The sequence below is a fragment of the Corynebacterium sp. 335C genome, from assembly GCF_053525695.1.
Window position 1 is genome coordinate 653,409 of the sequence record NZ_JASTTB010000002.1, and the last position, 15,760, is coordinate 669,168.

General features: G+C 73.3%; 10 protein-coding genes and 1 pseudogene. 6 read left to right on the plus strand and 5 right to left on the minus strand.

The genetic code is table 11. The annotated features are described in order from the left end of the window. Positions 1-14: 14 nt before the first annotated feature. The 3 genes from QQS41_RS09785 to QQS41_RS09795 all read right to left on the minus strand — a co-directional run bounded on the left by QQS41_RS09785 (position 15) and on the right by QQS41_RS09795 (position 4,284). Positions 15-2,426 carry a HelD family protein gene (locus tag QQS41_RS09785; RefSeq protein ID WP_448852509.1) on the minus strand — a complete coding sequence of 804 codons (2,412 nt, stop codon included), beginning with the start codon at positions 2,424-2,426 and terminating at the stop codon, positions 15-17. Positions 2,427-2,532: 106 nt separating this feature from the next. Further along, entirely contained in the window at positions 2,533-3,333 is an 801-nt protein-coding gene (locus QQS41_RS09790) for a DoxX family membrane protein (protein WP_448852510.1), read from the minus strand. A gap of 261 nt (positions 3,334-3,594) precedes the next feature. Further along, positions 3,595-4,284: an MBL fold metallo-hydrolase gene (locus QQS41_RS09795; RefSeq protein WP_448852511.1), complete on the minus strand. Its 690-nt coding sequence runs from the start codon at positions 4,282-4,284 to the stop codon at positions 3,595-3,597. Positions 4,285-4,537: 253 nt separating this feature from the next. On the opposite strand from QQS41_RS09795, the gene uvrA reads away from it, so the two are divergent. Beyond that, positions 4,538-7,399: an excinuclease ABC subunit UvrA gene (gene uvrA, locus QQS41_RS09800; RefSeq protein ID WP_448852512.1), complete on the plus strand. Its 2,862-nt coding sequence runs from the start codon at positions 4,538-4,540 to the stop codon at positions 7,397-7,399. Positions 7,400-7,442: 43 nt separating this feature from the next. Here the strand turns inward: uvrA and QQS41_RS09805 are convergent, their stop codons facing one another. Beyond that, positions 7,443-9,281 (minus strand): hypothetical protein, encoded by a 1,839-nt coding sequence (locus QQS41_RS09805; RefSeq protein WP_448852513.1) that lies wholly within the window; start codon positions 9,279-9,281, stop codon positions 7,443-7,445. 883 nt (positions 9,282-10,164) lie between these two features. Continuing rightward, positions 10,165-11,561, minus strand: a pseudogene (locus tag QQS41_RS09810) (YeeE/YedE thiosulfate transporter family protein). 767 nt (positions 11,562-12,328) lie between these two features. Between QQS41_RS09810 and infC the strand changes: the two are divergent. From infC to pheS, 5 genes are all read left to right on the plus strand, one after another. Beyond that, on the plus strand, positions 12,329-12,838 hold the full coding sequence (gene infC, locus QQS41_RS09815) for a translation initiation factor IF-3 (RefSeq protein WP_448852514.1): 510 nt from the start codon (positions 12,329-12,331) through the stop codon (positions 12,836-12,838). Positions 12,839-12,947: 109 nt separating this feature from the next. Continuing rightward, entirely contained in the window at positions 12,948-13,142 is a 195-nt protein-coding gene (gene rpmI, locus QQS41_RS09820) for a 50S ribosomal protein L35 (protein WP_303142977.1), read from the plus strand. An 89-nt stretch (positions 13,143-13,231) separates the two neighbouring features. Beyond that, positions 13,232-13,618 carry a 50S ribosomal protein L20 gene (gene rplT / locus QQS41_RS09825; RefSeq protein ID WP_448852515.1) on the plus strand — a complete coding sequence of 129 codons (387 nt, stop codon included), beginning with the start codon at positions 13,232-13,234 and terminating at the stop codon, positions 13,616-13,618. 21 nt (positions 13,619-13,639) lie between these two features. Further along, positions 13,640-14,482: a TrmH family RNA methyltransferase gene (locus QQS41_RS09830; protein ID WP_448852516.1), complete on the plus strand. Its 843-nt coding sequence runs from the start codon at positions 13,640-13,642 to the stop codon at positions 14,480-14,482. Positions 14,483-14,679: 197 nt separating this feature from the next. Further along, on the plus strand, positions 14,680-15,729 hold the full coding sequence (pheS, locus tag QQS41_RS09835) for a phenylalanine--tRNA ligase subunit alpha (protein WP_448852517.1): 1,050 nt from the start codon (positions 14,680-14,682) through the stop codon (positions 15,727-15,729). The last annotated feature ends 31 nt before the right edge of the window (positions 15,730-15,760 follow it).

Consider the following 15,760-nt stretch of genomic DNA (forward strand, 5'->3'; position numbering starts at 1 on the left):
CCGCGGACTCAGCGTCACCCCTTGCCGGACGTGACCCTGGACAGCCCCGGCAGCGTCTCCGGCGCCTCCTCCGCGACGACGACCAGGCGCTGCGTCGCGCGCGTCAGGGCGACGTACAGGTCCTGCAGGCCCTGGGTGGAGCCGCCGGCGATGCCGTCGGGGTCGACGAGGACGACGTTGTCGAACTCGAGGCCCTTGATGCCGGACACGCGGTGGACGGCGACGAGGTCGCCGTCGTCAAGCACCGGAAGCTCCGCGCCATCGGCGACGATGACGGCGGTGAGGCGCTCGCGCCCCGCGGCGTCGGACCGCGCGGTCTCGGATTCGGCGGCGCCGGACTCCGGGGCGGGATCGTCGTCGCGGCTGTCGCCGACGCGGCCGCCCCCGCCGGCACGCGCACCCGGCACCCCGAGCTCCGCCAGCGCGTCCGCGACGGAGCCCGCGAGCACCGGCGCCGCGCCGGTCGAGCGGATGGACCGCGGCGGCTCGGCGGACGGATCGATCATCGCCAGCACCTCCGCGGCGAGATCCATGATCTCCGACGGGGTGCGGTAGTTGACCGTCAGCTCGTGCTTGCGCCAGCGCGTGCCGATGACGGGCTCCAGCGCCGCCTCCCACGAGTCCGCGCCGGCGGGGGAGCCGGTCTGCGCGATGTCGCCGACCAGCGTCATCCAGCCGTTCGGGCTGCGGCGGCGCACCATCCGCCACGCCATGGCGGACAGCTCCTGCGCCTCGTCGATGATGATGTGCCCGTAGGCCCACTCGCGGTCGGCGGCGGCGCGCTCCGCGGTGGTGCGGTTGTCGCGGTCGCGCTGGCGCTCGGCGAGGCCCTCGGCGTCGATGAGGTCGTAGGCCATGAGGATCTCGGGGTCGAACCCGTCGTCCAGGTCCTGCGACGCGGAGCCGGACAGGATGTCGAGGGCGTCCTGCGCCTCCGCCAGCTCGTCGAAGCCGTCGCCGTCGCCCTCGGACGCCTCCGCGGGCGGCTCGCCGAGCAGCTCGTGCAGCTCGTCGATGAGCGGCGGGTCGGACGGGCCGAACGCCGCGCCGTCCTCCCTGAACAGCGCCTCCCGCGTCGCGTCGTCGTATTCGCGCGCCGCCGACGCGATCGCCTCCCGGGAGCCGAGCAGCTCCGCCAGCAGCGCCTCCGGCTCCAACACCGGCCAGAAGCCGTCGATGACGTCGCCGACGCCGCGGTCGGCGCCCAGCTCCTCCCGCAGGTCCTCGCGGTCCGCCGCGGTGAGCAGGTTCGCGCCGCCCAGCGGGTCCGCGCCGATGCGCGTTGCGACGGCCCCCGCCAGCGAATCGAGCAGATGCTCGCGGAAGACCCGCCGCGCCTCGTTGTGCGGGCGGCGGGACCGGCGGGCGCGGGTGCGGGCGGCCTTCACCATCGCCGGCTCGACGACGACGGGCACCCCGTCGAGCGCCGCCTCCACCGGGGCGTCCGGCACGACCTGGCGGTCCCTCACCGCGTTGCGCAGGATGTGGGCCATCTCCGCGGAGCCCTTCACCTCGCGGACGACGGGCGACTCGTCGCCGCGGCCGTGGACGCCGGGGTAGAGGTCCGCGATCGTCGACAGGACGACGCCCGTCTCGCCGAGGCTCGGCAGCACCCGGCTGATGTAGTCGAGGAACGGGCCGTTGGGGCCCAGGATGAGCACGCCCGTCTTCTCCAGCTGGTCGCGGTGCGTGTACAGCAGCCACGCCACGCGGTGCAGCGCCACGGCGGTCTTGCCGGTGCCGGGGCCGCCCTGGACGACCATGGTCTGGCGGGTCGCATCGCGGATGACCAGGTCCTGCTCCCGCTGGATCGTCTCGACGATGCCGCGCATCCGGCCCGTGCGGGCGGAGTCGAGGACCTCGCGCAGCACCGACTCGCCGGCGGCGCCGCCGGAGGCCCGGTCCGCGGCGGCCGCCGGGGCGCCGGAGACGGCCTCCGGGTCCATGCCCTCCGGGATGTCCAACCACTCGTCGTCGAGGTCGCGGACGCGCCGGCCGCGGGTCCGGATGTGCCGGCGCAGCGTCACGCCCTCCGGGTTCGCCGTCGTCGCCAGGTAGAACGGGCGGGCCTGCGGGGCGCGCCAGTCCATGAGCAGCCCGCGGTAGTCGTCCTCCGGGTCGGAGACGCCCATGCGGCCGATGTGCCGGCGGTCCAGCTCCGGGTGCCCGGGGACGGGGTTGTCCGGCTCGTCGTCGGCGATGTCGATGCGCCCGAACACCAGGCCGACCTCCGCGACGCGGTAGCGCTCCAGCCGCTCCTGCAGCCGGTTGTGCTCGACCTCGCGGGCGACGCGGGCCTGCGGCTCCGGGTCGTCGTCCAGCATCACGCGGCGCAGCGCCTCCTGGTCGCGGCGGCGCTCCGCGTCGAGGTGCGCGTACACCTCGTCCAGGTGCGTCTGCTCGGACGGGAGATCCGGGTGCGTCACGTGGCTGTCCTTGTCCGGTCGTCGGGAAATGGGCGGAAGGGCAATCCTACGCGCGACGCCCCGCCCGGACGGGACCGGGCGGGGCGTGGTGCGGGGAGCCGGGCTTTTAGCCGCGGAACTCCTTCAGCTTCTTCTCGGCCTGCTTGCGGGCGCGCTTGCGGGCCTTCTCCGCGCGCTTGCCGAGCTTCTGGGCCTTCTTGTCCAGGTCGGCGTTGTGGGCGGCCTCGGCCAGCTTCTCGCGGGCGTCGGCGGCGAAGGACGTGATGGAGTCCTTCCAGTCGTCCTTGTTGTCGTCGTAGTAGTCCTTGGCGGTGGACAGCTGCTCCGCGGCGCCCTCGCGGGCGACGGCGGCGCGCTCCTTGGCCTTCTCGCCCAGGTCGGCGGCGCGGGCCTGCAGCTCCTCGCGGCGGGCCTCGGCCTCGGACTTCGTCGGCAGGGCCTTCTGCACCTTCTTGTTGACCCGCTTGCCGGCGTCCTGGGCGCGCCAGGCCAGGCCCGGCTTGCCGTCGGTGTCGGCGGTGGCGAGGAACAGTCCGCCGAGCAGGCCGATGTTGGTGAGGAAGCCGGTGCGGCGGTTGCGCTTCTCCTCCTTGTCCTGGGTCTCCCAGAACGCGTGGCGGGCCAGCACGGTCGGGACCTGCGCGGCGACCAGGGCGGTGGCGGCGACGCGCGGCGCCTTGCCCAGGGCGTACAGGGAGCCGGCGGCGACCTTCGTGCCGGCGACCGCGGTGAGGGCGGTCTTCGGGTTCTTCGGGACGAAGGAGGCGTACTGCGGCGGCGTGATGGTGCGGACGCGGTTCAGGACCTCCTGGGCGCCGTCGACGTGGTCGTCGCGGTTCATGAGGGTGTCCACGCCGTCGGCGACGAAGACGGAGGCCAGCATCGGCCGGGCGATCTTGCGGATCATTGTTCGGTCATCTCCTGTTCGTGTCGCGACTGCGGTCGCGTTCGGTCATCGGGTGCCGTCCGCGGGGGACGGCGTCCGGTCATCCAGTGTAAACGCCGCGGCGGCGCCGCGGGAGGACGCGCCCGGAAACGGTGAGCGCCGATCACCTCCGGCGATCGGGGCCCGTGGTCCGGTGCCGTGCGACGGGGCCCGCGGCGGGGTGCCGCGTCGCGGGGTCCGCGGTGCGGTGCGTGACGACGGGGCCCTGCGCGGCACGCCCGGTCACCAGCCGCGCTCGCGCCACTCCGCGAGGTGCGGGCGCTCGGCGCCCACCGTCGTGTCGGCGCCGTGGCCGGGGTGGACCACCGCGGAGTCGTCGTAGGCGCCGAAGACGCGGTCCTCCACGTCGCCGATGAGGATCTCGAACTGCTCGCCGGACTTCGTGGCGCCGACGCCGCCCGGGAACAGGGAGTCGCCGACGAACAGGTGCGGCGGGTCGCCGGCGCGCTCGTCGAGGGCCAGGCCCACGCCGCCGCGGGTGTGGCCGCGGAGGATGAAGGCGGTCATGTCGACAGGGTCGTCGCCGCCGAACGTCACGACGTCGCCGTGGTCCAGCAGCCGGTCGTGGTCGGCGTCGATGTCCGGCGCGTCGAGCGTGCTGGTCAGGTGGCGGGCGCCGGTGGCGCGCAGCACCTCGGCCAGCGCCTGCACGTGGTCGCCGTGGGAGTGGGTCGTGACGACGGTGCGGACGTCGCACCCGACGGCGTCGATGAGCGCCAGCAGGTGATCGGCCTCGTCGGCGGCGTCGACCAGCAGGCCCTCGCCGCCGCGGACCAGCAGGTAGACGTTGTTGGACATCTCGCCGACCGACGTCTTGTACACGTCGACGCCGGAGGCGGTGAACCGCTGCACCTCCCGGCGGGCGGGATCGCCGTCGTACTCGTCGCTGATGGTGATCGTCGTCTCGCTCATGCGGGCCAGGGTACGTGCCGTGCCGCGGTACCGCGCGCGGCGGGGCGCCGTCGTCACGCGAAACGGCGGAGACGGCGATTTCTCGAACACGTGTACACTGGCGCGGTGTTGACGCGGCACCCGGCCACCCGTCGGGCGCCCGCGCCGCCGCCCTCCGGCGCAGGTCCGGGCCCCGCCCGGCCCCCGGGGAAGCGGCCGCACCCGCCGGCGCACCGCACGCCGGCCGCCACCACCCAACGGAAGGAACGGCCACTTGGCTGACCGCCTCGTCGTCCGCGGCGCCCGCGAGCACAACCTCACGGGCGTCGACATCGACCTGCCCCGCGACAACTTCATCGTGTTCACGGGCCTGTCGGGCTCCGGCAAGTCCTCGCTGGCGTTCGACACCATCTTCGCCGAGGGCCAGCGCCGCTACGTCGAGTCGCTGAGCTCCTACGCCCGCATGTTCCTCGGCCAGATGCAGAAGCCCGACGTCGAGCTCATCGAGGGCCTGTCGCCCGCGGTGTCCATCGACCAGAAGTCGACCAACCGCAACCCCCGGTCGACCGTCGGCACCATCACCGAGGTCTACGACTACCTCCGCCTGCTCTACGCCCGCACCGGCGTGCCGCACTGCCCCGAATGCGGCGCCGTCATCAGTTCCCAGACGCCGCAGCAGATCGTCGACCAGGTGCTGGAGATGCCCGAGGGCACGAAGTTCCAGATCCTCGCGCCCGTCGTCCGCACCCGCAAGGGCGAGTTCGTCGACCTCTTCGAGGACCTGGCGGCCCAGGGCTATGCCCGCGTCATCGTCGACGGCGAGATGCACCGGCTGTCCAACCCGCCGAAGCTGGAGAAGCAGATCAAGCACGACATCGACGTCGTCGTCGACCGCCTCCAGGCGAAGGACACGCAGCGGCTGCGCATCACCGACTCCGTCGAGACGGCGCTGCGGCTCGCCGACGGCGTCGTCGTCATCGACGCCGTCGACCTGGACGACGACGACCCGAACCGCTCCATGCGCTACTCCGAGAAGATGGCGTGCCCCAACGGCCACCGCATCCACGTCGACGAGCTCGAGCCGCGCTCCTTCTCCTTCAACTCCCCGTACGGCGCGTGCCCGGCGTGCGACGGCCTGGGCGTGAAGCTGGAGGTCGACCCCGACCTCGTCGTCCCCGACCCGTCGAAGCCCGCCTTCGACGCCATCCACCCGTGGGCGACGACCCGGAACCAGAAGTACTTCCGCCGGCTCTTCGAGTCCTTCGCGGAGGTCGAGGGCTTCGACTCGAACACCCCGTTCCAGGACCTCAAGGCCGCGCACCGCAAGGCGATCCTCCACGGCTCGTCGAAGAAGGTGCACGTGCGCTACCGCAACCGCTTCGGCCGGCAGCGCAGCTACGACGCCCCGTTCGAGGGCGCGATGCAGTACCTGCACCGCAAGCTCGACCAGGCGGAGACCGACGGCCAGAAGGAGCGCTACCAGGGCTACATGCGCGAGGTGCCGTGCGACGCATGCGGCGGCACCCGGCTGAAGCCCGAAATCCTCCACGTCACCATCGACTCCGGCTCCCACGGGGAGAAGTCGATCGCCGGCCTGTCGGACCTGTCGGTCGCCGAGGCGTCCGAGTTCCTCGACGACCTGCACCTGGGCAAGCGCGAGGAGATGATCGCCGGCCGCGTCCTGCGCGAGATCCAGGCGCGCCTCCGATTCCTCCTCGACGTCGGCCTCGACTACCTGTCGCTGTCCCGCGCCGCCGGCACCCTGTCCGGCGGCGAGGCGCAGCGCATCCGCCTGGCCACGCAGATCGGCTCGGGCCTCGCGGGCGTGCTGTACGTCCTCGACGAGCCGTCCATCGGCCTGCACCAGCGGGACAACGAGCGGCTCATCGCGACACTGAAGAACCTGCGCGACCTGGGCAACACCCTCATCGTCGTCGAGCACGACGAGGACACGATCCGCGCCGCCGACTGGCTCGTCGACATCGGCCCGAAGGCCGGCGAGTACGGCGGAAGCATCGTCTACCAGGGCGAACCGGGCGGCATCGTCGACGTGGAGGAGTCCATCACGGGCGCCTACCTGTCGGGCCGCCGCGTGCTGACGGTCCCGGAGTCGCGCCGCCCGGTGGACTTCGGCCGCATGGTCACCGTCGTCGGCGCGAAGGAGAACAACCTCAAGGACGTCGAGGTCTCGTTCCCCATCGGCCTGCTCACCTGCGTCACGGGCGTGTCCGGGTCGGGCAAGTCGACGCTGGTCAACGACATCCTGGCGAAGACGATGGCCAACGAGCTGAACCGCGCCCGCCTCGTGCCGGGCCGCCACACCCGCGTGGAGGGCCTGGACCAGCTGGACAAGCTGGTGCAGGTCGACCAGTCGCCCATCGGCCGCACGCCGCGGTCGAACCCGGCGACGTACACGGGCGTGTTCGACAAGATCCGCACCCTGTTCGCGGAGACGCAGGAGGCGAAGGTCCGCGGCTACAAGGCCGGCCGGTTCAGCTTCAACGTCAAGGGCGGCCGCTGCGAGGCGTGCAAGGGCGACGGCACCATCAAGATCGAGATGAACTTCCTGCCGGACGTGTACGTGCCGTGCGAGGTGTGCAACGGGCAGCGCTACAACCGCGAGACGCTCGAGGTCACCTACAAGGGGAAGAACATCGCCGAGGTGCTGGACATGCCGATCGTCGACGCGGCGGAGTTCTTCCGCCCCATCACGTCGATCTCCCGGTACCTGGACACGCTCGTCGACGTCGGCCTGGGCTACGTGCGCCTCGGCCAGTCCGCGACGACGCTGTCCGGCGGCGAGGCGCAGCGCGTGAAGCTGGCCGCGGAGCTGCAGAAGCGCTCCAACGGCCGGACGGTCTACATCCTCGACGAGCCGACGACGGGCCTGCACTTCGAGGACGTCCGCAAGCTGATGCTCGTGCTGCAGGGGCTGGTGGACAAGGGCAACACCGTCATCGTCATCGAGCACAACCTCGACGTCATCAAGGCCGCCGACTGGATCATCGACATGGGCCCGGAGGGCGGCGCGGGCGGCGGCACCGTCGTCGTCGAGGGCACGCCGGAGGACGTCGCCGCGTCGCCGACGAGCCACACCGGCCGCTTCCTGCGTTCGATGCTGGAGGGAGCGGCGTGACGGTGATGGCCCCGCGGAATGACGGCGGGGTCGGGTCGTCCGCCTAGAAGGCGCCCGGCGGCCCTGCATCCGGAGGCATCACCCCGTGATGCCGTCGGCTGCGTCCGATGGCCATGACCAGCAGGATGACGCCGCAGATGAGGAACGCGAAGGCCCGCGCCCATCCGTTCATCGCGGACATGTCGAACAGCACCAGCTTCGCGGTCGCCGCCGCGGCGAGCAGGAGCCCCGCGGTGGCCGGGGCGTCGCCGGTGAGGCGCTGCGGGCCGATCATGATGAACGCGGCCGCCGCCATCCACAGCACGGAGACGACCATGTGGCCCAGGGAGAAGGTGCCGCCGGCGGCCTGCACGGCGATGAGGACGGGGGAGGAGGACAGCAGCAGCGCCACGGCGCCGAGGATCATCGTCCGCGCCCCGGAGAACTCGAGGCGTTCGGCGGGGTCCGGCTGCGGGGCGCCGCCCGTCTCCGCCGGGGTCCCGTCCGGGCCGGCCGGGGCGCCGTCGCCCGGGTCGGTCGGGCCGGTCCGGCCCCCGGCGGCATGCGCTCGGCGGCGGGTTCGCAGCGCGTCGATGACGAGGGCGGCCAGCGCGACGATGACGCCGAGGAGCAGGACCGCGCCCGCGAGGTGCCGGAGCCCGATCTCGTGGAGCGCGGCGAAGATCGGCAGGAGGACGATCTCCGCCCCGACCACCGTCATGAAGGCGAGCCACAGCCACATGGCGGTTTCGAGGGACGCCGACGGGCGACCGCGGCGCCAGGCGACGACCGCGATGGGGATGCCTGCGAGGAGGACGGCCATGACGAGGTCGCTGCCGGACGCGGTGACGAGGCCGAGGGTCGGGACGATGAGCACGCTCAGCTGGATGTTGAACGTGAGCCACGGGGAGACGCTCCTCGGCCGGGCGGGCGGCCGCCGGGTGCCGGGCATCTGCGGCGGCGGGGCGTCGTCGGGGGCGGGCTCCTCCGGCGGCCCCTGGACGGTCGGCAGCAGGCGGGCGACGGCCATGGCGGCGACGGCGAGGACGAAGCAGAGCGTCGGATTGGTCGGCAGGGCGGTCCAGACCGGGGTGTCGAGGCCGGGGCCCCAGACCAGGGCGGGGCTCCAGACCACGAGGGCGGGAACCGCGACGGCGGCGGTTCCCGCGAGGATGTGGGCGACGGCGGCCGACGGCCAGGTCGCCCGGCGGGAGGCCATCGCGACGATCGCGAGCATGGAGCCGACGAAGAGGACGATGGTGGGGATGAGCCCCCAGGCGGCGGCGACGGCGCCGCGGGTGACGGAGTCGCTGACGGGGAAGACCGCCAGTGCTGCGCCGATGACCGCGGCCACCGGCACCGTCCGCACCGCAGCCGAACCCCACCACAGGAGCGCGCAGGCGGCGAGGACGGGGAAGACGAGGGCGGAGGCGACGACGTCGAACGCCCAGGGGCCCTCGGCGCGCAACGGGTGCAGGCCCATCACGAGCGCCACGCCGGCGACGACGGCGGTGGCCGCCCCGTCGCTGCCCAGGCGCCTGGTCCCGGCGGCGCCGAGCAGGCCGAAGACCCCGATGAGGATCTGGGCGACCGGGCCGGGCACGGCCGCGAACACGTCGGGCAGGAACGCCGACGTGAGCATCGCCGTCCATGCGGAGATGGCCGCCAGCGTCGCCGGCACGACCGCCTGGAGGCCGCGTCGCGCCGTGAGCCAGGAGGCCCCGGCGAGGGCGGCGGCGAGGACGTAGGCCAGGATGACGCGCCCGGTCGGGCCGAGCAGCCCGGCCTGGATGGCGAGCGCGATGAGCAGGATGACGCCGATGACGGTGATGACGCCGCCGCCGACGGAGACGACGCGGATGACCCGCTTCTCGTCGGTCCACCACGGGGGCCCGGGGTCCACCCGCGGCGGCGGGGGCGGGGTGCCCGGGGGCACGGGGCCGCCGCCCGGCGGGAAGGCGCCGCCGGGGCCACCCGGTCCACCCGGACCGCCGGGGACGCCCGGACCACCCGGGCCGCCCGGGCCGGCCGGAGCACCGGGACCGCCCGGGCCGACCGGTGAACCGTGCGGTGCGGGGCCTCCGTGCATGCCCGGCGCCATCGGCCCGGATGGCCCCGCGTACGCCATCGCGGGGACCGGGCCGGCCGGCTGCGGCGGCGCTCCGGCCTGCCCGGCCGCCGCGTAACCGGGCATCTGCGGTCCCGGCCCGTGCGGCCCGGACATCGGGGAACCGGCGTCCGCCGACCCGGCGCCGGGTGCCGCACCCTGCTGCCGCGGTCCCGGAGCCCCGGGCCCGGCGGGCGCCACCCACGGGGATTCGGATTCGCCGTCCAGGCGGCGCAGCTCGTTGCGCAGCGACTCGGCGGCCCGGAGGATCCTGGCCTCGGCGCCCTCGAGCTCCGCCAGCGCCTCCTGCAGCTCCCGCCGCCGGCGACCCGCGTCGTCCATGTTGTTCATGGCGCCTAACCTATTGCGCCGTGAGGTTCGTGTCAGGAGGCCGCGCCGATTGTGCGCCGATTGTGACCGGCCGTCACCGGGTGGAAGGTCGTCCACGACCGCGGCCCGGCCCGGCTTGACGCGTGGATCGGAAACGGGGGCGCGGGCGCCGGTGCCCGGCTTCCGGCGGGGAGCCGCGGCGGGGACCGTCGCGAAGCACCTCGCACGGCGCACCGCGGAACACCCCGTGCACGCGGACGGCCCCGCGCCCCGCCTGCGGCGGCGGGGACGCGGGGCCGGAGCAGCCCGTGGCGCGCGGGAGGTTCGTGTGCGTGCGCGCGGCGGCGGGTCAGGCGCCCTGCTTGACGACGGTGATGGTCCACTCGGCGGCGCCGGTGGCCTGGAAGTCCTTGACGCCGTGGCCCTCGGAGGCCGCCCAGCGCGGGATGGCGTCGGTGGCCTGGGTGCAGTCGAAGCCGATGACCAGCTCGTCGCCGGCGTTCAGCTCCGCCATCTTCTCCTTGGCCTCGATGAGCGGGAAGGGGCAGACGGCGCCGGTGGTCTCGAGAACGTGGGTGGCCATGTGGGGTTCCTTTCGGGTGAGGTTCGCGTGGCCGGGGCGGTGGTGCCCCGGCGGGGTCCGGGCGGCGTCGGCCGCGCCGGAGGGGGGGAAGGGAGGTGCTAGACCGCGACGTCGGCGGTCTCGCGCTCGCGGGCGCGGCGCGGCAGCAGCGGCTTGCGCATCAGGTAGACGCGGGTGGCGATGCCGCAGCCGACCAGCATCGCGGCCAGGGAGATCCAGCCCTGCCAGGAGAACAGGCCGGTGTTGACCATGCCGTTGCCGACGGTGCAGCCGCCGGCCAGCACGGCGCCGACGCCCATCGCGATGCCGCCGATGACGGAGCGCTTGGCGACGGTCGCGTCGGGGACGCGGACGCGGAACTCGCCGGAGAGCTTCGCCGCGGCGTAGGAGCCGGCGATGATGCCGAGCACCAGCATGACGCCCCAGTTGAGGTACTGCGGGTCGCCGGTGCCGGACCAGCCGACCAGGTGCGCGGACGGGGTGGTGATGCCCAGGCCGCCGTTGCGGCCGGAGGCGGTGGACAGCGGCCAGGCGACGACGCCGATGACGCCGACGATGACGGCGGTGGTGTACAGGCCCCACGGCTTCTCCGTCAGCAGGTGCGCCAGGCCGGTCTTGCGGGCCGGCAGGGTCGGCACCGGCAGGGACGGGCGGGTGACCTCGCGGCGGACCAGCCAGGCGGTGACGGCGACGAGGACGACCAGCGGCACGATGACCGGCAGGTGCAGGTCGCCGTGGATGGTGCCGGTGCCGACGGTCTGGCCGCGCAGGGACTCGGTGAAGCCCGCCGCCGGGCCGATCTTCATGAACGCCGACGTCAGGGCGTAGGCCACCAGGGCCAGCCAGGAGCCGACGAGGCCCTCGCCGGCGCGGTAGTAGGTGCCGGTGGCGCAGCCGCCGGCCAGCACGATGCCCCAGCCGAAGACGAGGCCGCCGACGATGGTGGCGACGGGGGAGAAGGTCTCCGCCTCCGGCGCGATGGCGCCGGCGCCGACGAGCGCCCACACGCCGACGGCGTGGACGGCGATGACGAGGAGGAGCGCGGCGATGCCGCGGGAGGACCGCGTCAGCCAGACGTCGCGGAGGAATCCGGTGACGCAGAAGCGGCCGCGCTGCAGCGCGTAGCCCAGGATGATGCCGAGTACGGCTCCGGTCAGGATCATTGGTGCCCTTCGTGTTGGTCGCGTGTGCGTGGTTGTCGTCGGTGGGTGGACCCGGCGGCGAATAGACCGACGGGTCTGTCGGCGGTTCGGGAGCCTAGAGCACGTCAAACCGATCTGTCTAGCCCGATCGGTCTATTTTTCGCTTTGCGACGGCGAAACCGCAGTTGGCCGCCATGCTCGCGCAGTCGGAGCGGTCCGCGTATCCGCCGCGGTTTCCCGCCCGGGCGCGACGCGGCCGCACCCCGGGCCGCGGATTGGGTCATGGCCGCGGGCGGGTACCGTCGTCACGTGACGGGTCATGTTCCGCGCAAAGCGGCGCCCGCGGCTGCGGCGGCTCCCGCGTTCCGCGCCGCGCGTCGCGTCCCGCGCCGTCCGCCTCGTTCGCGCCGGTCGCGCGGCGACACGCCGCGCGCCGCGGATTTGCCCAGGTGGCCGGGCGGGTGTACTGTCGTCGTCACGACCGCCGGATGCGGGCGCCCCGACATGTCCCCGGACATGGCCATCGAGAGATGGAGGGGGAGCGCGGGTCACGGCAGCGAAGAGGACGAAGTATCCCACCCTGGGTGCGCCGAAGAATCATGGTTGCGCCGGGGTCGACGAGCGTCGCGGACGCGCCCGGTTCAGCTGGGACGTGCGCGCCACGCCACCCGGTCGCGCATGACGCGGCCGCCCGGATGGGATTCGGGACTCCACTTCGCCGTCGGGGGCGGTTCGGACGAAGTGTTCATCTCATCGACTTAGGAGTCCACATCAGCGCTGAAGCTCGCATGAACGAGCGTATCCGAGTTCCGCAGGTCCGCCTCGTCGGCCCGAGCGGCGAGCAGGTGGGCATCGTCGACACCGACGAGGCCCGCAAGATCGCGTACGAGGCCGATCTCGACCTGGTCGAGGTGGCCCCGAAGGCGAAGCCGCCGGTCTGCAAGATCATGGACTACGGCAAGTTCAAGTACGAGCAGGCCCAGAAGGCCCGCGAGGCTCGCCGGAACCAGCAGCAGACCGTGGTCAAGGAGCAGAAGTTCCGTCCCAAGATCGACGACCACGACTATGAGACGAAGAAGGGCAACGTCGTCCGGTTCCTGGACAAGGGGTCCAAGGTCAAGGTGACCATCATGTTCCGCGGCCGCGAGCAGTCGCGCCCGGAGCTCGGCTACCGCCTGCTCGAGCGCCTGGCCAACGACGTCGCCGAGCACGGCGTCGTCGAGTCCCGCCCGAAGCAGGACGGCCGCAACATGACGATGGTCATCGGCCCGCTCCGCAAGGGCAAGAAGCAGGGCTGACCCGCCCCCGACCGGGACGCCCGCCGGGTTCTCCCGGCGACCGTCCGTGTCCGCCCGGGGCCGACCACGCCCCGGACACCACGAAAACGCGTAAAGGACGTGCACAACCATGAAGCAGAAGACCCACAAGGGCACCGCGAAGCGTTTCAAGAAGACCGGCTCCGGCAAGCTGCGCCGTGAGCAGGCGAACCGCCGCCACCTCCTGGAGGGCAAGCCCTCGACCCGCACCCGCCGCCTGAAGGGCGACACCGAGGTCGCGAAGGCCGACGTCAAGCGCGTCAAGCGTCTCCTGGGCCAGGCGTAACCCGCCTCCCGCCCCTCCGAAGAAACGAACACCGGGCCAGGCCCCCGACAATCCCCGGCCGGCCCCGACAAACGTAAGGAAGTATCACCGTGGCACGTGTGAAGCGCTCGGTCAACGCCAAGAAGAAGCGTCGCGAAGTCCTCGATTCCGCGAAGGGCTACCGCGGCCAGCGGTCCCGCCTGTACCGCAAGGCGAAGGAGCAGATGCTCCACTCGAAGACCTACGAGTTCCGGGATCGCCGCCACCGCAAGGGCCAGTTCCGCCGCCTGTGGATCTCCCGCATCAACGCCGCCGCCCGCGCCAACGACATGACCTACAACCGCTTCATGCAGGGTCTGTCGCTCGCCGGCATCGAGGTCGACCGCAAGAACCTCGCCGAGCTGGCCGTCAACGACCCGCAGGCGTTCACCGCCCTGGTCGAGGCCGCCAAGGCCGCCCTGCCGGAGGACGTCAACGCCCCGGCCGAGGCCAAGTAGGAGCACGGTAGTCTGGGCCGCATGCCCGACACCTTCACGCGACCCGCGGAGTCCTTCACCGAAAGGACCCCGCGGGTCGTTTCCGCGTCCAAGCTCCACCGCGCCGCCGCCCGCCGCAAGTCCGGCCGCTTCCTCGCGGAGGGGCCGAACGCCGTCGAGGCCGCCGTCGCCACCGGTGCGGCGCTCGAGGTGTTCGCGTCCGACGACGCCACCGCGCGCCACCGCCAGGTGCTTGACGACGCGACCCGCCGCGGCGTCACCGTCTCCGCGGTGACGGACAGGGCCGCCGCGTCGCTGGCGGAGACGGTGACGACGACGGGGCTGTTCGCCGTCTGCGCCGCCGACCGCGTCCTGTGCGGCGCCGGCGAGGTCCTCGACCGCGCCCTCGACCCGGACGCGTCCCCGGCCCGCATGGCCGTCATCGCCGTCGGCATCTCCGACCCCGGCAACGCCGGCACCGTCATCCGCATGGCCGACGCGCTCGGCGCCGCCGGCGTCGTCTTCGCCGGCGAGACCGTCGACCCCCTCGGCGGCAAGGCCGTCCGCTCCAGCGCCGGATCCGTCTTCCACGTGCCCGTCGCGCGCGACGCCGACGTCGCCGGTGTGCTCGCGGCGGCGCGGGAGCGGGGCGTCGTCACGCTCGCGACGGCGATGGACGGCGACCTGACCCTCGGCGCCGACCCGCTGCCCGCCGCCCCCGTCGCGTGGCTGACGGGCAACGAGGCCCACGGCCTGCCCGGCGACGTGCTCGCCGCCGCCGACGCGACCGTCTCCATCCCGATGCGCGGGGGAGCGGAGTCGCTGAACCTCGCCACCGCCGCCGCGATGTGCCTGTGGGAGACCGCCCGCGCGCCGCGCGGCTGACGGGCCGGCGGCTGCGCGGACGGCGGGCCCGGCGTCCGGCGGACGCGGTACCGCCACCGGGGCCGCCGCCGACGCCGCCGCGAGGTCGCCGCGGGGAATCGGGGACGCGTCCCGGACCATGATCCGGCGCGGCGGGCGCCGGGCACTATGATGCTTCCGGTACGACCCAGTCCGACGAACGAGAAGATGGTCCAGCAGTGAGCGACACCCCCACCACGCCCGATCTCTCCGAGGAGGCCCTCGCCGCGGCCGCCGACGCCGCGCTCGCCGCGTTCGCGGCGGCGACCGACCCGGAGGAGCTTGCGGAGGCGCGGCGCGCCCATCTCGGCGACGCCGCCCCGATCCCGCAGGCCCGCCGGGCGCTGGGCTCCATCCCGAAGGCCGAGCGCAAGGACGCCGGCCGCCGCGTGAACATGGCCCGAGGCCGGGTGGAGAAGGCCCACGCGGAGCGCGCGGCCGTCCTCGAGGCGGAGGCCGTCGAGCGCCGCCTCGCCGCCGAGCGCGTCGACGTCACCGTCGACACCGCCCGCGGCCAGCGCGGCGGCATGCACCCCATCACCATCCTCTCCGAGCGCATCGGCGACATCTTCACCGCCATGGGCTGGGAGATCGCCGAGGGGCCCGAGGTGGAGGCCGAGTACTTCAACTTCGACGCCCTCAACTTCCTGCCGGACCACCCGGCCCGCACCCTCCAGGACACCTTCCACATCGCCCCGGAGGGCTCCCTGCAGGTCCTGCGCACCCACACCTCCCCGGTCCAGGTGCGCACCATGCTGGAGCGCGACCTGCCCATCTACGTCATCTGCCCCGGCCGCACCTTCCGCACCGACGAGCTCGACGCCACCCACACCCCGGTGTTCCACCAGGTGGAGGGCCTCGCAGTCGACAAGGGCCTGACCATGGGCCACCTGCGCGGCACCCTGGACCACATGGCCAAGCAGCTGTTCGGCCCGGAGACCCGCACCCGCATGCGCGCCAACTACTTCCCGTTCACCGAGCCCTCCGCCGAGGTCGACGTCTGGTTCCCCAACAAGAAGGGCGGCGCCGGCTGGATCGAGTGGGGCGGCTGCGGCATGGTCAACCCGAACGTCCTGCGCGCCGCGGGCATCGACCCCGACGAGTACTCCGGCTTCGCCTTCGGCATGGGCCTGGAGCGCACCCTCCAGTTCCGCAACGGCCTGTCCGACATGCGCGACATGGTCGAGGGCGACGTCCGCTTCACGCAGCCCTTCGGCATCCGCGGCTAGGCCCGCGACCCCCGCACAGCACCCAGCGAAC

Bases quoted from the DNA above. Each gene is read 5' to 3' on its own strand.
- infC (WP_448852514.1), top strand. From the start codon at position 12,329: ATGAACGAGCGTATCCGAGTTCCGCAGGTCCGCCTCGTCGGCCCGAGC.
- QQS41_RS09790 (WP_448852510.1), bottom strand. From the start codon at position 3,333: ATGATCCGCAAGATCGCCCGGCCGATGCTGGCCTCCGTCTTCGTCGCC.
- QQS41_RS09830 (WP_448852516.1), top strand. From the start codon at position 13,640: ATGCCCGACACCTTCACGCGACCCGCGGAGTCCTTCACCGAAAGGACC.
- rpmI (WP_303142977.1), top strand. From the start codon at position 12,948: ATGAAGCAGAAGACCCACAAGGGCACCGCGAAGCGTTTCAAGAAGACC.
- QQS41_RS09795 (WP_448852511.1), bottom strand. From the start codon at position 4,284: ATGAGCGAGACGACGATCACCATCAGCGACGAGTACGACGGCGATCCC.